This is a genomic window from Microcoleus sp. Z1_A1, from assembly GCF_036700305.1.
Classification (GTDB): domain Bacteria; phylum Cyanobacteriota; class Cyanobacteriia; order Cyanobacteriales; family Microcoleaceae; genus Microcoleus.
In genome coordinates this window covers 89,478-107,696 of sequence record NZ_JAUBOR010000008.1, presented here as the reverse complement: position 1 = coordinate 107,696, position 18,219 = coordinate 89,478, and the positions used below count along the sequence as shown (strand labels likewise).

General features: G+C 42.8%; 27 protein-coding genes. 12 read left to right on the top strand and 15 right to left on the bottom strand.

What is annotated here, in order from left to right:
- Positions 1-27: 27 nt before the first annotated feature.
- The 3 genes from QT973_RS07675 to QT973_RS07665 all read left to right on the top strand — a co-directional run bounded on the left by QT973_RS07675 (position 28) and on the right by QT973_RS07665 (position 1,787).
- Positions 28-198, top strand: a complete 171-nt coding sequence (locus tag QT973_RS07675; protein ID WP_172186391.1) for a hypothetical protein — start codon at positions 28-30, stop codon at positions 196-198.
- 763 nt (positions 199-961) lie between these two features.
- Positions 962-1,255: a hypothetical protein gene (locus QT973_RS07670; protein WP_333053429.1), complete on the top strand. Its 294-nt coding sequence runs from the start codon at positions 962-964 to the stop codon at positions 1,253-1,255.
- 103 nt (positions 1,256-1,358) lie between these two features.
- Positions 1,359-1,787 (top strand): heavy metal-responsive transcriptional regulator, encoded by a 429-nt coding sequence (locus QT973_RS07665; protein ID WP_333053428.1) that lies wholly within the window; start codon positions 1,359-1,361, stop codon positions 1,785-1,787.
- 444 nt (positions 1,788-2,231) lie between these two features.
- On the opposite strand, the gene QT973_RS07660 is transcribed toward QT973_RS07665, so the two are convergent.
- Complete coding sequence (locus QT973_RS07660) at positions 2,232-3,155, bottom strand: fused MFS/spermidine synthase (RefSeq protein WP_333374665.1); 924 nt, start codon at positions 3,153-3,155, stop codon at positions 2,232-2,234.
- A 553-nt stretch (positions 3,156-3,708) separates the two neighbouring features.
- Between QT973_RS07660 and QT973_RS07655 the strand changes: the two genes are divergently transcribed.
- Positions 3,709-3,918, top strand: coding sequence for a hypothetical protein (locus QT973_RS07655; protein ID WP_333260243.1), 210 nt, complete (start codon positions 3,709-3,711; stop codon positions 3,916-3,918).
- A 456-nt stretch (positions 3,919-4,374) separates the two neighbouring features.
- Here QT973_RS07655 and QT973_RS07650 read toward each other — a convergent pair whose 3' ends face one another.
- The 7 genes from QT973_RS07650 to QT973_RS07620 form a co-directional block, all read right to left on the bottom strand.
- Positions 4,375-4,563, bottom strand: coding sequence for a hypothetical protein (locus QT973_RS07650; protein WP_333053426.1), 189 nt, complete (start codon positions 4,561-4,563; stop codon positions 4,375-4,377).
- 197 nt (positions 4,564-4,760) lie between these two features.
- On the bottom strand, positions 4,761-5,099 hold the full coding sequence (locus QT973_RS07645) for a hypothetical protein (protein WP_333053425.1): 339 nt from the start codon (positions 5,097-5,099) through the stop codon (positions 4,761-4,763).
- Positions 5,100-5,264: 165 nt separating this feature from the next.
- Complete coding sequence (locus QT973_RS07640; RefSeq protein WP_333053424.1) at positions 5,265-5,633, bottom strand: DUF5615 family PIN-like protein; 369 nt, start codon at positions 5,631-5,633, stop codon at positions 5,265-5,267.
- Complete coding sequence (locus QT973_RS07635; protein WP_190742266.1) at positions 5,633-5,857, bottom strand: DUF433 domain-containing protein; 225 nt, start codon at positions 5,855-5,857, stop codon at positions 5,633-5,635. Before QT973_RS07635 ends, QT973_RS07640 begins: the two co-directional genes overlap by 1 nt.
- 174 nt (positions 5,858-6,031) lie before the next feature.
- Positions 6,032-6,418 (bottom strand): hypothetical protein, encoded by a 387-nt coding sequence (locus QT973_RS07630; protein WP_333053423.1) that lies wholly within the window; start codon positions 6,416-6,418, stop codon positions 6,032-6,034.
- Between the two features lie 10 nt (positions 6,419-6,428).
- The gene (locus QT973_RS07625; RefSeq protein ID WP_190738037.1) at positions 6,429-6,605 is read right to left on the bottom strand and encodes a hypothetical protein; all 177 of its coding nucleotides are present in this window, start codon (positions 6,603-6,605) and stop codon (positions 6,429-6,431) included.
- On the bottom strand, positions 6,602-6,817 hold the full coding sequence (locus tag QT973_RS07620; RefSeq protein ID WP_333053422.1) for a hypothetical protein: 216 nt from the start codon (positions 6,815-6,817) through the stop codon (positions 6,602-6,604). Before QT973_RS07620 ends, QT973_RS07625 begins: the two co-directional genes overlap by 4 nt.
- An 88-nt stretch (positions 6,818-6,905) precedes the next feature.
- On the opposite strand from QT973_RS07620, the gene QT973_RS07615 reads away from it, so the two are divergent.
- The 4 genes from QT973_RS07615 (at position 6,906) to QT973_RS07600 (ending at position 7,805) form a co-directional block, all read left to right on the top strand.
- Complete coding sequence (locus QT973_RS07615) at positions 6,906-7,073, top strand: hypothetical protein (protein WP_333053421.1); 168 nt, start codon at positions 6,906-6,908, stop codon at positions 7,071-7,073.
- Positions 7,074-7,176: 103 nt separating this feature from the next.
- Positions 7,177-7,434 carry a hypothetical protein gene (locus tag QT973_RS07610; protein WP_333053420.1) on the top strand — a complete coding sequence of 86 codons (258 nt, stop codon included), beginning with the start codon at positions 7,177-7,179 and terminating at the stop codon, positions 7,432-7,434.
- A complete protein-coding gene (locus tag QT973_RS07605) occupies positions 7,424-7,651 on the top strand; it encodes a hypothetical protein (RefSeq protein WP_333053419.1) in 228 nt (75 codons plus the stop codon). Before QT973_RS07610 ends, QT973_RS07605 begins: the two co-directional genes overlap by 11 nt.
- A gap of 28 nt (positions 7,652-7,679) precedes the next feature.
- The gene (locus tag QT973_RS07600; RefSeq protein WP_333391063.1) at positions 7,680-7,805 is read left to right on the top strand and encodes a hypothetical protein; all 126 of its coding nucleotides are present in this window, start codon (positions 7,680-7,682) and stop codon (positions 7,803-7,805) included.
- On the opposite strand, the gene QT973_RS07595 is transcribed toward QT973_RS07600, so the two are convergent.
- Positions 7,798-10,026: a dynamin family protein gene (locus QT973_RS07595; protein WP_333391060.1), complete on the bottom strand. Its 2,229-nt coding sequence runs from the start codon at positions 10,024-10,026 to the stop codon at positions 7,798-7,800. The genes QT973_RS07600 and QT973_RS07595 overlap by 8 nt on opposite strands.
- Positions 10,027-10,487: 461 nt before the next feature.
- Complete coding sequence (locus tag QT973_RS07590; protein WP_333391057.1) at positions 10,488-10,703, bottom strand: hypothetical protein; 216 nt, start codon at positions 10,701-10,703, stop codon at positions 10,488-10,490.
- Between the two features lie 226 nt (positions 10,704-10,929).
- On the opposite strand from QT973_RS07590, the gene QT973_RS07585 reads away from it, so the two are divergent.
- Positions 10,930-11,433, top strand: a complete 504-nt coding sequence (locus QT973_RS07585) for a DNA-binding response regulator (RefSeq protein ID WP_333391055.1) — start codon at positions 10,930-10,932, stop codon at positions 11,431-11,433.
- On the opposite strand, the gene QT973_RS07580 is transcribed toward QT973_RS07585, so the two are convergent.
- Positions 11,430-11,600, bottom strand: coding sequence for a hypothetical protein (locus tag QT973_RS07580; protein WP_333391052.1), 171 nt, complete (start codon positions 11,598-11,600; stop codon positions 11,430-11,432). The genes QT973_RS07585 and QT973_RS07580 overlap by 4 nt on opposite strands.
- 4 nt (positions 11,601-11,604) lie before the next feature.
- Between QT973_RS07580 and QT973_RS07575 the strand changes: the two genes are divergently transcribed.
- Positions 11,605-13,392 (top strand): cellulose-binding protein, encoded by a 1,788-nt coding sequence (locus tag QT973_RS07575; RefSeq protein ID WP_333312747.1) that lies wholly within the window; start codon positions 11,605-11,607, stop codon positions 13,390-13,392.
- Positions 13,393-13,409: 17 nt separating this feature from the next.
- On the opposite strand, the gene QT973_RS07570 is transcribed toward QT973_RS07575, so the two are convergent.
- The 4 genes from QT973_RS07570 to msrA all read right to left on the bottom strand — a co-directional run bounded on the left by QT973_RS07570 (position 13,410) and on the right by msrA (position 15,598).
- A complete protein-coding gene (locus tag QT973_RS07570) occupies positions 13,410-13,991 on the bottom strand; it encodes a DUF948 domain-containing protein (RefSeq protein ID WP_333053413.1) in 582 nt (193 codons plus the stop codon).
- Positions 13,992-14,028: 37 nt separating this feature from the next.
- A complete protein-coding gene (locus tag QT973_RS07565; protein ID WP_333053412.1) occupies positions 14,029-14,370 on the bottom strand; it encodes a YtxH domain-containing protein in 342 nt (113 codons plus the stop codon).
- A 121-nt stretch (positions 14,371-14,491) separates the two neighbouring features.
- Complete coding sequence (locus tag QT973_RS07560; protein WP_333053411.1) at positions 14,492-14,815, bottom strand: hypothetical protein; 324 nt, start codon at positions 14,813-14,815, stop codon at positions 14,492-14,494.
- 129 nt (positions 14,816-14,944) lie between these two features.
- The gene (msrA, locus tag QT973_RS07555) at positions 14,945-15,598 is read right to left on the bottom strand and encodes a peptide-methionine (S)-S-oxide reductase MsrA (RefSeq protein ID WP_333053410.1); all 654 of its coding nucleotides are present in this window, start codon (positions 15,596-15,598) and stop codon (positions 14,945-14,947) included.
- A 316-nt stretch (positions 15,599-15,914) separates the two neighbouring features.
- Between msrA and QT973_RS07550 the strand changes: the two genes are divergently transcribed.
- Complete coding sequence (locus tag QT973_RS07550) at positions 15,915-16,052, top strand: hypothetical protein (protein ID WP_333053409.1); 138 nt, start codon at positions 15,915-15,917, stop codon at positions 16,050-16,052.
- 914 nt (positions 16,053-16,966) lie between these two features.
- Positions 16,967-17,983 (top strand): hypothetical protein, encoded by a 1,017-nt coding sequence (locus QT973_RS07545; protein WP_333053408.1) that lies wholly within the window; start codon positions 16,967-16,969, stop codon positions 17,981-17,983.
- Positions 17,984-18,219 lie beyond the last annotated feature (236 nt).

Here is an 18,219-nt window from a genome sequence, read left to right as displayed (position 1 = left end):
AGCGTCGATCGCCAGGTATCCAAAGCAATGACACAACTACAACCCACCGTCACTCCCAAACTGGAACAGCCAAAGTTTGGCTTCAACAGCTACGCGGAACGCCTTAACGGTCGAGCCGCGATGATCGGTTTTTCTCTAACTTTAATTATCGAGTATGTCACAGGCCAGGGCTTGCTGTCCTGGTTAGGTCTCAACTAATTTTAGCAATGGCGCGGTCAGCCTTACACTTTGTCTTGACTCGAACGGCAGCGGGTGTGGCTTCTGCTGACCGCGACAAATTCGGGAATTGATTAAAATATTAATTAGAAAGAAGCCCAGCGACTTCTCTGCCGAGAGAGTTCTGTTCCCGAATGCAATAGCTGGCTTTTGGAGGTATATATGGGGTGGAATTTTGATTTGACAAGCTTGGCAATTTTGCCTCGCTCCCGTACAATTCCCCACAGGCGAGAAGATTAATTTAGGTGAAGCTAGTCTTTGAGCTAGAAATCCCGATCGTTCCGCCAACTCTAAGTTTTAGAGATGGCTCTAATCGCTTAATGCTTTATTAAACTTGCCATCAAGCGAATTATGGCGACCATATTGACAGGCGCTCCGTTTTATGTAACATTCTCAGGATAATGCCGAAAACCAAGGCAAAAATTTTCTGGTTTGTAAACCACGGTCGATTTAAGACTGACCAGCCTATAACAAGGTCGAACGGGATACCACGATTCGTTAAATGGGTTGAAAATAATGGTTCAACAATGGCTAAAAGCTTCAAAAAGAATAGTTGTACTGACTAAAAAAATAGGGTGGGCTACACCCGAATTTACGCCTGTGGACAAGTAGGAGCCGACTCCCTTGGCAGAAGCAGGAATCAGACCCTCTAGAAAATACTTCTAGTTGAATGGTGAAACTGAGATAAGTTTAGCCAAGTTTTGTATAGCAGCTTGTAAATAAATATAGAACAGAGTAAAACCAAATGAATGCTTCGTGGACGCGACTTTTGAGGTCAGCTTACCGTAAAGAGCCAATTACCAGCTTTGTTGTGACAGTGGGCGTTGTCGATGCAGCCATCGGCAGCATGGGTGCGAGTGGCTCTTTATTGGCTTTTGGGCTTGGCACCGCTGGGGTGGCGATGGCTCTCCGCTGGTGGCAATTTTACCGCTCTGCAGCCGAACAAACCGCACCTGCTCCCGAATACTATCTTCCTCCTCAGTCTTCTAGACCTCAGTTACCGGTGCTTAATGTGTCTAAAAAAAATCCTCCTTATTAAGATTACTGGGCAATGCTGACTGGGCGATGTGCCGATCGACTCCCTGGATCTGAGGCACCAAAAGATAGGGCAAGAAAGTCTTTCGATCTTGGATGCTTGGTTTATGAATATTTCTGTTGCCGAGAAACTGTACAAAATTGGCTCTGTAGCTGCCTGTAGCGGTTTGTCGGTCAAAACTGTTCGTTACTATGAGGAGATGGGCTTGCTGTCTCCTGCGGTGGAGCGATCACCCGCGGGCTATCGCTTGTTTGGCGAAACCGTATTCAACAGGTTGGCGTTTATTAAACGATCTCAGACTCTGGGTTTGAGCCTTCAGGAAATTAAGGATATTTTAGAGGTTCGCGATCGGGGAGAGTTGCCTTGTTCTGAAGCGAAGCAGCATCTAACGGCTAAAGTAGAGGAAATTTCCGTGCAAATTGCAGCCTTAGAAACTTTGAAGAGGGAGTTGCAAGGCATTCTCAAGTGCTGGCAAGAGCAACCCTCGCAGGCGAGCATTACTAGCACGATTTGTCCGAACATTCAGCGGGATTGAGCAGCGGAAAGATACAAAAAAAGGGAAGGAATTATGGGTTTCCTTCCCTTGATGGTTTTGTTGGTGGTTTTGTGGGTGATTTTGTCGATCGTGTTGAGCTTTTAACTGTTTTCGCAGAGTTTGCTGTTGCTTTTTGAGTTGCCGAGCCCTGGCTGAGCCGCCTTTACCTTTGGAGTTTCTACCCTCGCTGCGAGGAGACTCCCAACTTTTTAGTCTCATGTTTTTCATTTTTTGCACTACTTCTATAATACACCGCCAGATTTTCACTGTCAAGTATTTTTTAGAGCGAAGTTTCGTAGTATCAACTGTTGAGTGATTGGGATTTGCTAAAGGCATAGCGATGGTGCGCCCCTAAACACTCTACAGCCCGATCGTGCCCCCATAAGCACCCTACAATTAGAGTTTTTTGTGGATTCCCTTAACAGCCCTAATTGTGTATATTTATCAGTCCAAATATCCGGCGGGTATTTCAGCATCTGTAAAAATTGGCAGCGTTTCCCAAATTTTCACCCATTCCGGAAATTGGGCTACTTTTTTTAGCTGGAGCGACATTTCTATTAAGGAAAATCCTAAATTGTGGAAATCTTGAATAAGTTCGGCTTTCAAGAAAATTTCATTTTTAGCTAAATCGGGAGCATTAGTCGCAATGACAACGCTGTTGCCGGTTTCTAAATTGCATATATAAACTTGTGCGAACACAGTTTGAATCGTTTTCACCGCTGCCGCATTAAACTCTTGTTTGTGGAACAGGTGGACAACTAGAACACCTGCGCTTGACAAGCGAGTTTTGCACAGTTTGTAAAATTCTTGTGTCACCAATTTATAGGGCATATAGCCGCTGCCAAAACCAGCATCCACGATAATTATATCGTTTTTTACTGTGGAATCTTGTTGGGCTAGATATTCGCGCCCGTCTTGAATGACTACTTTGAGTCTGTCGTCGAATTGAATGCCAAAAAATTTTTGAGCTACTTCGACTATTTTTTGGTCAATATCTGTACATTCGACTATCGCGTTAGGGAAATAGTGGTGGAAAATTCTGGGGAGGGTGCCGCCACCAAATCCGATTACATAGATTTTTTTTGGGTTAGTTTTCCAGACTAATGCTAGCAGCACGGATCGGGAATAGGGAAAAATTAAATTTAGTGGATTGTTGAGGTCTAGGATAGATTGAGCTACATTTGTGATTAAGGTTTCTCTGTCTGCTAAGAGCAGTAGTAGCACTGAGTTTATTTTTTTTACGGCGATGCAGTTGTCGCCGGAGTTTTGTTGAAATAGGAAGCCATCTGGCTGTTGCTGAAGCCAAGTGATTTGTTGGTTAATAGCTGCTAAGTTGCTGGTTTGTCGATCGCCTTTATAATCAGTCATACGATTTTAGATTTTAGATTTTAGATTTTAGATTCAGGGTAAACGAATCTTAACTTTAACCCAAAATATGCTACAGTTAGATCCGACTAATTTTTTATGTACTTTATTGTAGTTCAAGATTGTGATCGAGGGCAAGAGGTTTTAGTAAAGCTGTAACTTGGCAACAAAAACAAACAAACAAATAAATTCATTGCCAAAAGTGTATATTTTAAATACCATTTTTTTTTAGTTTTTCCACATTGAACGACCTAAGAATAGAAAAAAGTAAAGAAGATTTGCTCAAAGATATTAGATCGATCGCGATTCTAGCTATCCAGACGCGGTGCCGACGGATGGGTGGCAAGAACAGCCTATGGTAACGCCAAATATGAATGGTTCAAAAGCTTTCTATAATTACCGGTATACCATCTCATGACCAAGAATTTCTTGATGGTACCCGCCACGTGATTTATCCGTGGAATCAATCCAAAATCTAAAATCTCAAATCCTTGCGTCCCCCGAATTTATCTCGCGCAAGTCAATCCAAAATCTAAAATCTAAAATCTAAAATCGAATGACAGGTTTAGTCTCCTTATTAGCCCGAAGTGAACCGCAGCAGTTTCAAGAATATTTTTTGAGTTGGGTAAATGCGATAATCGGGGAATTAGAATTAAACGCGATTGCCATTGATGGCAAAACAATGAAACTATCTTATGACCGAAATGAGCAGCAAAAAGCCCTATATATAGTCACTGCATGGTCTTCATCTCATCAATTAGTTTGAGGACAAAAAAAAAGAGATAAAAAATTTAATGAGCTAGATGAGTATGAATCCGTAGAATGGCGGCTGAGTGTGTCGGAGTTAGTTTGAATAATTCATGTAGGGGCGATTCCCTACGGGATAGCTGCGCTTCATGCACTTTTTGACAATTGGGGATGTAAGGGCGATCGCCCTTTGGGAAAAAGAACAATTGCGTTACACCCAAAACATTATCCGACAAGACTGATGCACTCCGACTAAAGAAACCGGGTTTTTTACCGAATTTGCAGGCTACAACGAAGTATTTTGATAAAAAACCCGGTTTCTGGGCCTCATGGGTAAGTCCTATTAAATAGATGACAAGGGATGTCGGCCGCAATCAAAGCTTCGAGAGGGCGATCGAGCTTTGACGAGTCTTCGTAGATGCCGACAAACTGACTAACGCAACCTAAAGATTCGTCTTAAGGCATTTTTTACCTGTCACTGAAGAGTCTGTACATCAGGATATGCCAGAATTTTTGCATCAGCAGTTAGTAAGGGACACCCGCAAATCCTCGCAGTTGCCACAATGATTTGATCTGCTGGATCGCGGTGAAAACCTGTGAGTTTAGTTGACTCAACAATGATGGGAATGGTGAGTTCGAGTAGCTGCACTCCGGGATAAGCCAAAGCTTGTTTTAACTACTCATCAACTATAACGGACAAAGTAAGTCTTCCCATTTCTACTAATTTAGCAACCTCCCAACAAGAAATGATGCTGATTCCTAAACCTTGAGATTGATATTGTTGTATCCTGTCCCGATGTTTCTGAGTTAGTCGTGTGTTATCGTCAACCCACCAAACCCATATATGAGTATCTAGTACAATCATTGTAACACTTCCCAATCTTCCAAGGAAACCGCAGGTTCAAACGGCTCATTATAGCCAATGACAGTGCCTCGCAAAGGATATAGAAAAGTATTTTTCATGGTTTCATTTACCAAATTTAGATAGCTAATGAATTCTCGATATCCATCCAATTCTGTTTGTTCTTCGGGAGTGAGATTTGATGCTTGTTGTTGAGCTGTTAAAGTTTGAATTCGTTCCTGGGTTTGAATAGAAGCGCTAAATATTAAGAGTCCGTTGACTAACTCAATGCGGACAGAACCTTCGCTGGGCAAGCTGTTGGGTAAGTGAGGCAGCTTGATGGGCAAATTAGCAATCATGGCATTAATTGACTGTATTTGATGTTGTTTTTTTAATTATACCGATCGCTCTGTTGAATTTGACAGTGGTTGCCATGCTGAAATTATAGGGCGATCGCACTTTCGGACAATAAGGGCGATCGCACTTTTGGTTATTTGGGGGAAAAGGGATCTCGCTATCAATTTTTACTCTCGAATGCGAATTCTGTAAACTTCTACCAGTAGTAATTTACCTCGATAATGCTCCTCACTATCGTGCAATGATAAGTATTCTGTTAGCCTTGCCATCAACTGAGGAATAATTTCAGGGTGATTTCTCAGTTGAATAGAAATGATTCCTTGATATGAACTTGGCGGATAAGTCACAATATCTGAGAAGTCTCCATTCAGAGAAACAAGTATGGCATTGAATTCCTGAGCTTTGGCAATGACAATAGTATCTGGAGATTCTATTGAGATGTAATCTCCCAATACAAAAACTTCATGTCCGGTATCACGAAGTATTTGAATAATAGACTTAGGAACGCATTGATCGATGAACAATCTTAAACTCATTAGGCAACTGTTTCAAAATCCGACAAATCGCGAGCATAATCAAGACAAGCAGCTATCTGTTCTTTGGTGATATCTGGAAACTCGTCGATGATTTGTTCTACAGTGTTATTTGATGCTAAATATCCTAAAATCAGGCCAACGGGAATTCTAGTCCCTTTGATTCTTGGTTTACCTCGCAGTACATCGGGGGTACTAACGATATGTTCTCTCCAGTTTACAGGCATAACTTGTCCTTTCTGAATCTGAGAAGTTATATTATCTAATCTGACAAGTTATATTTTAACTTAAGGAATGGCGATCGCCCTTTGGGATTTGACATGGGAAAGGCGATCGCACTTTCGGACAATAAGGGCGATCGTACTTTCGGAAAAAGAAACAATTGCGCTACACTCAAAGCATTATGAGACAGCTTTGAGGTATTGCGTTACAGGCTTCAAATCGATGTCATCGTTGTCAGTCAGTATTTTAAATAAATGACGCGGGATGCCGGCTGCAATCAAAATTTCCAAATCGCGATCGAGCTTTGAGAAGTCTTCATAGATGCCCACAAACTGACTTACGCAAGCTAAAGATGAATCTTTCGGGTCATTGACTCCCGTGTATTTGTACTGAATATCAAAACCTGCTTTTTCGCCAATTTCTTCGATATCCCAGTCTACAAGATTAAGATCGATCGCTTCAACGGCCAGGGCAATATGACCGGGCGGTATGGGGTCAAGAGGCTCGCAGCACCAACCCTCAGAATGGTTCCAGACACTTTGACCAACTGATTCTCGAATTTTCATGTATTTTCCCTCACTGAAAGTAGCAGCGAAACCAGGCTTTGCCTTCAGGGCGAACATCTGCAAGAGACCGTTCATATTCAGTTGCTAGCTGTTGGCATTTCTTTTTCGCTTCTTTTAGGTTATACGCTTGTACGGGTTCGTTGATGGGATTGCCAAGCTCTTCTTTTTCCCGTTCTGGATCTCTCACTTGTCCCCCTTTTTGCTGCTCTTGCTGGATGAGGGGACTTGCTGAGCCTGAAACCACATCTCGATCGCCTCTTCCAACCCTTCTCCTATATTTAGCTGCTTGAGAGTACACGCAGCTTTAAACTGAAGTCCTAGTTCTTTTCGGACATCTCCCGATAGCTGTATGTAATTTGGGTCGTGTCGCTTGGCTGGCACTTCCGTACTTTTTCCCATTTAGGCTTCCTCCAATTTTTATATTCTCACGATCGTACACCTGTTCTGCTTATATGTTATCATGTTAACAAGTTGAATATGTGCGCGAGTGAATAAAAAAAGGGCGATCGCACTTTGGGATTTGACATGGGAAAGGCGATCGCACTTTGGGTTATTTGGGAAAATAAGGTATATCGCACTTTCGGACAATAAGGGCGATCGAGCTTTGAGTAGTCTTCATAAATGCCGACAAACTGACTTACGCAAGTTAAAGTAAAATAAGATTAATTAAGCTTGACAATTTGCAATTGAAACTTAGGTTATATTAAAATGTTCTCAACAAGACCGCTTCTCCACCATACCGCACAGGAATCAGTGCCATGTCCATTTCTCAACCTGAAAAGCCACAGTATTTAAAACCGATTAATCCCCCGGATCTTCAAATGCGGGCGATCGCCTACAGTTTAGATACTTTAATTCCAGGGCTATACATTTGGCTGGGTGCTATCAAAATTAGGATTGGGGGTAGCGAGCCCGAAGAAAGCTATCCGGGGACTATTCACAGTCCCATTGGCATTGCTTTAGTATTCCCTGGCTACCGTATCTATAGCACTTACCAAGGTAGCTATGACCCTTGATAAGCATAAGCTTGACGGCATCATTCAAATTACTGCCAAAACTTTGCCTTCTACAGAATTTGAGTTACTTCTATTGACAGCAGGGTATGGTAAAATTGGTACAGATCCGGCTCAAGGAAATCGCCTGAAAGTATGGTGGACTCATTCTACTTTTAGACGCATCGAAGCCATTTACAGTGCTGATGGAATAGTTGCTATTACTGCTTATCACGTTTAGAGTTGTAGTTCCAACTCAGAAGTTTTTATTGATTAATGAAAGAGCGATCGAACTTTCGGACAATAATGGCGATCGCCCTTTTGGTTATTTGGAGGAAAAGGGCGATCGCACTTTGGGAAAAAAGGGCGATCGTACTTTCTCTAACTTTACTTAACTGGCTTCCAACTATTGAGAGATTCCCGAATCGAACTCAATTGACTGAGGTACTCAATAAGCTTGGCTTTTTGATACTCAAGACGAGCTAGAATTTCCGGCGCTTCTGCTTCTTTCGTTTTCCGTTCCTTCAAAACGCGATCGAAGTCATTTTGAAACCTGTTGATATAATCATTGATTTGCCGTTCAGCACTTTTAAAATCAGTAGAAACTTGTTGCTCAATCACCTGCTCTAGGAGCAACTGGCTGCCTGATACATTGTCATCAATTTTTTGCTTGATTTGTTTTACAGTTAGGCGCAAGTCAACTTGATAAATAGTACGTTGGTCTTGAACTTCTATTGTTTTTTCAATAGGAACGTCTATCGTGTAAGTTTTATCGCCTTTACATAAACTTTTTGATTTTTTTGTCCTGCTTTTCTTTTTAACCTCAGTTATCTTTTCAGTCCTGGTAAATACCTCTACTTGACGTTGAATACCTGCATCAATTCCGGGAAAATCAAAACTCGGAAACTGAATCGGGTTAATATTCAGTCTCACCTGTAAAGTATCACCCAAATAATTAGACAACTCATCAGATATTTTTTGAATATCTTCTTGAATCTTCTCGGCTAACTGCTCTCGGATGCTAGTACCCTCTCGAACTAACTGATCTTGAGTATCTATCCACCAACTTTCAATACTTGGCGCACAAACATCATTAATAGTTTTTAGGATTTTTTGAGCTTCAGTCTGAGTCTTGCAACGGATAATGTATGGATCGAACTTTTCAGGCTTATCATCTTGTTCAGAGACAGAACCATTGAAAGTGTCAGGAACAGTTTCACTCAGTTTATCCCATAGAGATGTGCTCAATTTGAATGCTTTGCCTAATCCCTGACCAAAAACAGGGATCAACCCTAATAGTGCTTCTCCAAATTCTCCCACTATTTGTCCGACGAAGCCCATTTTTTCAACTTTTTGCAGTTGTTGGGAAAGAAATTCACTTTTTTTTGGGTTTGGAGAGTTAGCGGAACGTGATCCTGCAATCTTATCTATCTCACTGGTTATCTGAGCTTTAGCTTCATCACGAAATGTGTTAATGCCTTGACTAAATCCTGAAATTAGTATTTGTTTTTGTTGCTCGACAGCTTTTTCTACAGATTTAACTTTGTACCTCGCATTCTCTGAGCGTCTCCTGTAGTCTTCTACTTTTTCCTTGAGGGCTTCAATCCCCATTTCCCAACCCCGGATCTCTGTATTGAGAGTATCCTCAATAGCCTTAGCAGCTTTATCAATTTCTGCCACCACCTCACTCAATAAATTCCATCCAGAATTTTGCGTAATCCTTTGAATGACGGTTTCTTGAATGGTTAGGATACCGCTATCTGCTAGTGCTTGCGGTGCTATTTTTCGGGGTGCAGGAATAATCTGGTTTCCTTCCTCATCTTCCGTGGCATACCTAGCACTAAAGAATTTTTTAAAGTCTTTGGTTTCGCTTTCAGTGGCCTTTTCTTGCTGAATCAGTTTCGCTAGAAGTCCTTGTCGAGAACTAGCAGGGTAAATAACTGGATTGCAAAAGCCAAAGCCAACTAACTCTCGCTCTAAATCTTTAATGACATCAGCAATTTCTTTGTCTCTCTCTGTTTTTTGGTCAACTTTATTCAAAATAAAGTAAATTTTCCCCGTGTTCTCAGCTATAAAATCCTTACGATTTTCAACAACATCCTTAAACAAATCAGCAACTGCATTATCTTTGTAGGAAGCGTAGTTTAAAATAAACAGAATGGCATTGCAGGTTCGCAGTGCTTCTAGTGCTGTCTGCTTCAGTGCATTTATGTTGAAGTTTGCAGACTCCCACTCATTAGGGCCGGGAGTATCAACTAAGGTAAAGCCTGTGAGAGAAGATAATTGGCTAATTGCTTCAATCGGATGCTCTATCTCAAAGCGTGTAGTGTGATCGGGATTGCCTTGTTCTCTGATTTCACGGGTACGCTGCAGGAATTTTTGCTGAATTTCGCCAGCGTCACCCTTAACAAGAATGACTGGTTTTCTTTCTCCTTCCCGATACTCTAAAAGTTTAGGAGTTTCGCCTGGTTTAATGTGTCGGACATCTGTACGGCAGATAGTGCAGGCGGCCGTTTCACTCGCCAGTACATCAGCACCGATGATAGAATTTAAGAAGGTGCTTTTGCCAGCTTTCATTGCTGCTATGACGGCTACTTGATACTTCTGATCTTGCAAAGCCTTTAAAGCTTTGTTAATTTCATCTTCAATGCTTTGTAGCCCTTGACTTTCATCTCCCTGAATGCGGAGTCCGTCTCGAAATTCTTTGAGATATTGTAAGAGGAAAGTGCCTGTACTGTCAATGCTGGTGTATGCTGCTTGAAATTCTTGAGAAGACATAAGTTAACACTTTTTAGTTGAGGGACGGGCTAAGTTAGAGCTAGAAATTCGCGGTTCAAATTGAAAGATATTTAGCGCTTACCCACCTATCCGCCAGGGGTTTAAACCCCTGGCTAACAGCGAAAGTCCTCTTCAGAGGACTGAAAATTTTGTACATTAGGTATTTAGTCCTCTTTAGAGGACTTTCGCTATGAGACGGGGGTTTTTAACCCCCGGCGGACTCGTGCAACAAGCGCTAAATATCAACAACCGACTTGAGTTATTAGCCTGGGATTTAAGTCCCTGGCGCGAGTCAATATTTAGTCGTCAGAAAAAGCCTTGCTAATCCCGTAAAATGCCAAACCTGCTAATGCACCTACGGCTATACCAACGGGGCCAGCAGCAGCACCAATACCAGCACCTCCGCCAACGGCACCAACTGCCGTCAAACCTGTAGCAGCTACCACACCAGCACCCACAGCACCACCCGCAGCAGCGGAACCTGCCGCTTTCGCTATTTCATCACCTTTAGCCATTGGAATACCTCAGTTTAAGGAACAAAAACTAACTTTTTGACTAATGAAAGTTAACTAAACAGGTAAAATTTGAAATATCACGATCGCGCCTCCCCGCTTAGCTAAGTATTTACACTTATATCTTTAGTATTAGTATAATACTACACTAGCTATCGATAGCAAGCAACTAACAAACGCTAGCAATTTCCGTTATGCTATCGTTAGCCACATCTCACCACACCCGACAATGGCATCAAAAGAAGACTTATTTGCCGAAGCCGCCAAACACTGGGACTTAGAAAGGCTGTACCAAGCTTTTGCAGAAGCTAAACGGCAAATCTCTCCCCGATCGCGCCGGGGACTCACAGAAACAGAAAAACTCTACCTGCGAGGATTGCTTTCCGGTTGCAGCCCCGCCGAAATCGCCCGCCAACTGTTTCAGAGCTCCAAAAGTGCAGAGGTTTATTTATGTAAAACTTTATACCAATATGTTAAAAAACTCGCAGATGTACCTAACGAACCTGTAGGAAATTGGCGCAATATTTGCGATCGGCTACAGGAAGCCGGATATAAAACTCTGTCTTCTCCTGAATTTAAAATAAATAATTCTGTACCTACAGAAGCATTAGTAAAAATAGTTGGTATAGGTGTGATTGAGAAAAATACAATATCAATTGATATTAACATTCGACTAGAATTCCCCTCAACTTCAGAAACTGCAAAAACCGAACACTTGGATAAAGACGGTTAGATGGGCGATCGCACTTGGGGACAAAAAGGGATCTCGCCCCTCCACACAGAGGCAAAAATGTTAATAATCTTATAGCCGATCGTTTTAGAAGGAACTTTTTGATAAAATATCAAAATTAAAACAGCTTCACCCGCTTCGATTTTACCTAAAACAATAAAATCAGTCAAATTTATGTCTCGATTAAGTATCAGATCGAACAAAAAAGCTCTGGGCTTTGTGCTGGGTTTATTAATTTTTGTCATTTTTATTCCCGGATGTTGGGCTTTAACAACTAATATTGCTCCCACAGCAGTACGGCAAGTAGATAACACAGTAGCTGTGCGGGCAGATGTACAAAATACATCAAATTCTCGCTCTTCTTTAGGAGTTGGGCTTCACGGTATTGCTGACTCGTCAACACAATTACCCTTTTTAGATGCTTTCAAATCTTCTAGACAATGGATAACTCAATGCGTCAGCGGACAACCAAACTGTCAAGGTGAATGGGATACAGAAGAGTATAATCTTTTAAACCTTGATGAAAATGGGTGGGTGAAGTCTCTCCCCTCGCCCGAAGATGCTCCTAAATATACTAGGGTAAGTACCCTATTACTTAGGGAAATCCCCAATCGCTATCCTTCAGGGCAATATATTGTTACTTATGAGGGTGAAGGTGCGATCGAATATAGGTTTGATGCCAAAAAAGATGAGGCTGCGTCGAAACCTGGGAGGGATATCATTAATGTCGATGCCACACAAGGCGGAGGCATAATGATTACAATTACTGCTACCGATCCCAATAAAACAGGGAACTATATCCGCAACATTAAAATGTTTCACTCCCAAGATGAACAGCTTATTCAAAGCGGTGAAATATTTAATCCGCTGTTGATAGACAAGATTAAAAAATTTAGAGTTTTGCGTTTTATGGACTGGATGGAGACAAATGGTTCTGAACAAAAAGAATGGTCAAACCGACCTAAACCAGAGAGTGTATCCTATTCTTACAGAGGCAGTGTTCCCATAGAAGTCATGGTGAATTTAGCTAACAAAGTTCAAGCAGAACCCTGGTTTAATATGCCGCATCAGGCTACTGATGAATATATGACTAACTTTGCTAAAATGGTAAAAGATAGTTTAGATCCAAGGCTGAAAGTTTATGTAGAGTATTCTAATGAGGTTTGGAATTGGTTATTTCCACAATCTCATTATGCTTTGGAACAAGGTAAAGCGAAGTGGGGAGATAAAGGCGATGCTTTTATGCAATGGTACGGAATGCGTACTGCTCAAATGTGCGATATCTGGAAAGGTGTTTTTGAGGATCAAAAGAATCGAGTTGTCTGCGTGTTAGGAACTCAAAGAGCCTGGAGAGATTTAGAAACTTATTCTTTAGAGTGTTCCTATTGGGTGGCTGAAGGCAATAAACCTTGTTATCAACACGGTATTGATGCCGTAGCCATAGCTGGATATTTTAGCGGCAACTTGGGCGGGAAAGAAAGTGTCAGCACAGTAGAGTCTTGGTTGAATGACGCAGATGGCGGATTTGGCAAAGCTTTTAAGCAATTAAGAGAGGGCGGGTTACTGCCGGGGTTCAAAGATAGTTTGCCCGATGTTGAGAATGACTTTAAGTATTTCTTAGATGTGGCTCAAAAAAAAGGTCTCAAGTTATTTGTTTACGAGGGCGGTCAACATATTGTAGGTATTGAAGGAGTTGAGAATAACGAAAAACTGACTGAGTTTTTTATGGCATTAAATAGGCGTCCTGAAATGTATGATATGTACACTCAATTACTGAATAGTTGGAAACAAGCTGGAGGCAGTCTTTTCATGCACTTTGTGGACGTTGGTGGATTTAGTAAGTGGGGAAGTTGGGGGGCTTTGGAATATGTGGAACAAAAGGGTTCGCCTAAGTATGATGCTTTGATGGATTTTATTGATAAGAATCCTTGCTGGTGGGATGGGTGTGCTGTGGAGGGATGATCGGGAATTGGGTGCAATCAAGAATCGTTCGATCGCACTTCCTCAAACTCTCCAGCATCCCCCGGCAAACCCGAACCCTCGCTACTCCTCAACCTGGGCGATTCCCCATTACTAGCACCGGCACCGTAAACCCCAGAATGCCTGCCCTCCAAACCCGAATCCCTCAGCGAAAGCGCACTTCTTTGACTCGGCGACAATCTATCTGTCGATCGGCGATTTGTCCCAGACATCGGTGGCTTGCGAGTTAAAGTTTTCCAAGCAGCCTTAATCCCAGTCACCACGCTGCGAGTAGTTACCTGCACATTTTGCGCCTGCTTTTTGGCGCTACCAATACTTCGATCGACCTGTTTGACAACCTCGCCCGCACTTTGTACTCCCTCGCTGACATCATCCGTCAACTCGCTAATTTCCAGCCCCGTCAAGCGAATCGCCTCCAAAGTCGGCGGAAATTCGCGAGAAAGCGTGTCAGCGAGCTTTTCCACGCTGCGGGCCGCCCTGGCCAGCGCTTGCACTGCAGGTATTAAAGTCACTAAAACAGCAGTCAGGCTAACTGCCACTAGCAAAATTGAAAGTCCTAGCCAAAATATAGGATCGCTCACTTGAATCTGGGATTGGGGGTTGAGAATTTCATGCCATTTAGCGGATGGGAGGGCGCGAGGAGGGACTCACTTCAGATTCAGCTTCCGACAGGGTTTGGCGTTCCCGCTGAGTCGCTTCCAAACCGGCCGCGATCGCCTCTTTGAGTCTAATCAAAGTTTCGTCCCAATTTCGGATGGCAGTTTCAGAAAGTCGATCGGCCTGCAACTGCACGCTAGTCGATAAATCTTCCGCCAACTCCGGCAAAGCATCGGCTGATTTTTTCAATATCTGCCGCGTCTCCTTGCCCGGTCGCGGTGCCATCAGCAAGCCAGTCACGGCCCCGATCGCAGAACCCACAAGCAAACCGCCAATAAATAATCCTGAACGTTTAGTTGACATTTTTATAACTTCTCTCCATACACCAATTTTAGGGGCGTTTGCCCGATCGCAGCCCTTTACAAAGGTAGAAATATTGTTGAAAATCCTAGGGAGTCAGCACAGGCGGCAATTTTAGGATAGCTTACCTCAAACGTCGATCGCGCCTGGACCAAAGCATCCGTCCCAAACCCAGCAATCCCAAAAGTTGCTGAACCTGTTGCAGTTGCAATTCTAGTTGTTGATAACGCCGTCGTAGTTGGCGAGTACCTTGCTGCCTTTTACCAAGGAAATCCGGCGACATACTGAGGACATTGCTGCTACAGCGTTCGATTGCTGCGATCCGAAGTTCCAAACGTGCGATCGTCCGCCTGATTTTCCCCACCTTCGCAGCGATATAAAAACAGACCAGAGATATCATTAAATTGATAATTACCACACCCGCCAGCATTATTTTACCTGCTTTCAACTAATCCCTTTTGCCATCTCAATAACCTTTCAGTCGTCTTCAGACGACTTAAGCTTTGAGGCAGGGGTTTAAACCCCTGCCCGACTGCCGGACTATTGTAACAGCCCCAAAATACCCCTTGTAAAAGTTTTAAGCCTGAGACATAGCAGGCAAACAAACCTTAGTACCGCCCAAACCGCAATAACCGTTCGGGTTTTTAGCAAGATACTGCTGATGATAGCTTTCTGCGTAATAAAACTCAGGAGCATCAATAATTTCAGTAGTAATTTTGCCGTAACCGGCCGCCGTCAAAGCCTGCTGGTAAGCATCTCGCGAAGCTTCAGCTAACTGCATTTGGCTAGCTGAATACGTGTAAATGCCCGATCGGTACTGAGTACCAGAATCATTACCCTGACGCATTCCTTGAGTAGGATTGTGACTTTCCCAAAAAACTTTAAGCAGCGTTTCGTAACTAATTACTTTCGGATCGAACACAACCAGAACTACTTCATTATGTCCCGTCATCCCGCTGCAAACTTCATTGTAAGTAGGATTCGGAGTAATCCCAGCCGCGTAGCCAACAGCCGTCGAAAAAACTCCATTTTGCTGCCAAAATTTGCGTTCCGCTCCCCAAAAACAGCCCAGGCCAAACAACGCAGTCTCCATGCCGTTTGGAAAGGGAGGTTTGAGCGGATTGCCGTTAACAAAGTGACTTGCCGGTACCGACATCGACTCTGCCCGTCCCGGTAATGCCTCTTGGGGAGAGGGCAGGCTCGACTTTTTGCCAAATCCAAATAGCACCATAAGTTTGTGAGGGGATCTCTGATAAACATCTTTACCTTACTTAATAATATCAGATGTATACTGAAAACAGTGGTCTGCTTAAAGGTAGAAGGTAAAAACCACAAGGCAGATTTTTTTACGGAAGGTTTTTGGTGATACTGCTCACTGTCCACGCAGTTTTAAATCACATGAGGCAGTGTTCTATGTCACGAAAACATACCTTAAATATCACCTATTGTTGAGGTATAAATCACGCGGATTTTAGGCAAAATAGCCGATTATTAAAGGTATGGTGTTGTAGTAGTTATTCAATGCCATTTATAGGGAGTGTGTAGAGATGGGCGCTAAACCTTGCAGTCAACCTTTAAAATCTAATCCCTTTATTACTTACCGCGACCCAATTACAGGCAAGTGGATTGTGGTAAATCAGACTTTGCCCCAAGCAGCAGAACAAGCACAGCTAGCAGCAGCTTGAGTTTTCCTCTTAATTTTATACCTGAAAAATCAACTATAATTTCAGATTGCGTAGGGGCGGGTTTTACCAACCATCTATGTCGGAAACGAATAATCTGAAAAACCCGCCCTCCCAAGACGAACAATCCAAATGTACATTTTTTCGATGCGTTCACAGACAGCGTTGATGCAGATTATTCATTGTGTGGGGGCGGGTTTATCTAGATTGTTGGCAGTCATTAAATAGTCGTAAGGTGCTTAGGTTGCACCCTACATAAGCTGTGTTGCATCTAGATTGCCTATGGTATTAGAGAGGGAGAGGGTCCGATGGGGATCGGGGGAGAGGACTTGACGATTGTTCGATCGGGACTCGAAATATACAATTTAAATGCACAACAGCTTATAGCCATCCTAAATCATTTGTGAATTTCTTACTCCCTCCCCGCGATTTCGGGGAGGGTTGGGGTGGGGTAAAAAATTTACGACTCCTGCAAAGATTGCTATAAGTAGCACCATACTTTTAAACATTCCTCATCTCTTTTTGCAGTTCCAAATATCGATAGAGGCTCCAAGAACCCTATTGCATGAACGACTTAACCTTGTTCTGCAACAAATCACACCTGAACTGTCGCAGTTCGCTATCTTCTTACAATTTCATTCTTGAAGCTTTATTCTCGGCAGCTTCATATTAAATTGGTATCAGCACTGTACATGACGTAAACCTCTAAAGTTGCTAATTTAGTCGGGTCATAAAATATTTAAAATTGATTGTGCTTTGTGATTTGTAAACTTGCAACGAGCAAGCAGCTATCTTGTAGACTCGCCGGAAATCAGGCAAGTTGAGCAACAGCGGCAACAAATAACCTGAAGTGGGGTGAAGTTTTATGTAATTGAGCCAATATGTAACTAGAGTTCCTTCGCAGCTTCCCGACTGAAATGGATATTGCAAAACTAGATACTTGGTATTCTCCTTCTCAACGCCGCACGGCTGTTTCGCTGTTGATGAAACGAGTAGGCGTAACCCGCACTAGGGCTGAATGCTTTATCAGGCTTTGGGTTTACTTATCGGTGAAACAGCTTCAGGAAAGCCAGCCCCGTCTCAAACCACCGCTGACGAAACTGGAAGTACCCGCAACAGAAGTGCAGTGCACTCACCGGGAAGCCGCCGAACTATTTTACTGCGATTCCGATCGCGGGAGCGATCGCGCCGCCGGAATGATGTTAGATAAATTAGCAGCACTCGGATTAATCGCAAAACACTTTGATGGTAACGCTACGGCAATTAAAATTCAGTCAGTTTCAGAAATTTTAGAAACCGCCGAACCTCAAAAGCCTGTACAACTCCAATTAGATGATTTCAACCCTCGGTGCGACGCAATTATCGTTGCCAATTTATTAGCCACCAATTACAACTGGATGAACCGCAACACTAACACAGTTCCCCACAAAATTGCTAAAATACTCCGGCTTTTTGCCCATCAATACTCAAAGGGAATGCGAGTTTTGCGCCGCTCAGATAATCTAAATCCAGTCGGCTTTTACTTACTTTATCCCACAGCTAGCGAATCGGAAGTGAATTTTTTTAATGCTCCTAGTAAAGGGCTTCATTTAAGCTCTATTTCCGATATCGATCCTTTCAAAATGGCGTTACCAGGAGATCAAAATTGCCAGTCAGTATTTGTCCGCAGTTGGATGATCGATCCGCAGTATTTGTCAGAATACCGCATTGCTTTTCTCGAAGACTCACAAAAAGTTTTAGGCGAAATGCAAACAGATTTTCCCAATCTTTGCGACTTGTACACCCTGATGATCCACCCCATGTACGAAAAACAGTCCCTGGCTTTGGGATTTCAGAAGACTAGCAGCGATAGTCAGTTATCTGTTTATTGGATGTATCTAGCATTGGATAGATTTTTAGCGCTGGATATCAAGGAAGCGTTGCTAAAACTGTAAGAAGAAGGAAGAAGGAAGGCACAACACTGATTTTGACACGGATACACGGATGAATTGTCGAGCCTGAGACATCCTAGGGTGCGTCGCCATCAGTCATCTAATTGGGAACCTGAAAATCTCATAGCGACGCACCATACTGATTTTGACACGGATACACAAATGAATTGTCGAGCCTGAGACATCCTAGGGTGCGTCGCCATCAGTCATCTAATTGGGAACCTGAAAATCTCATAGCG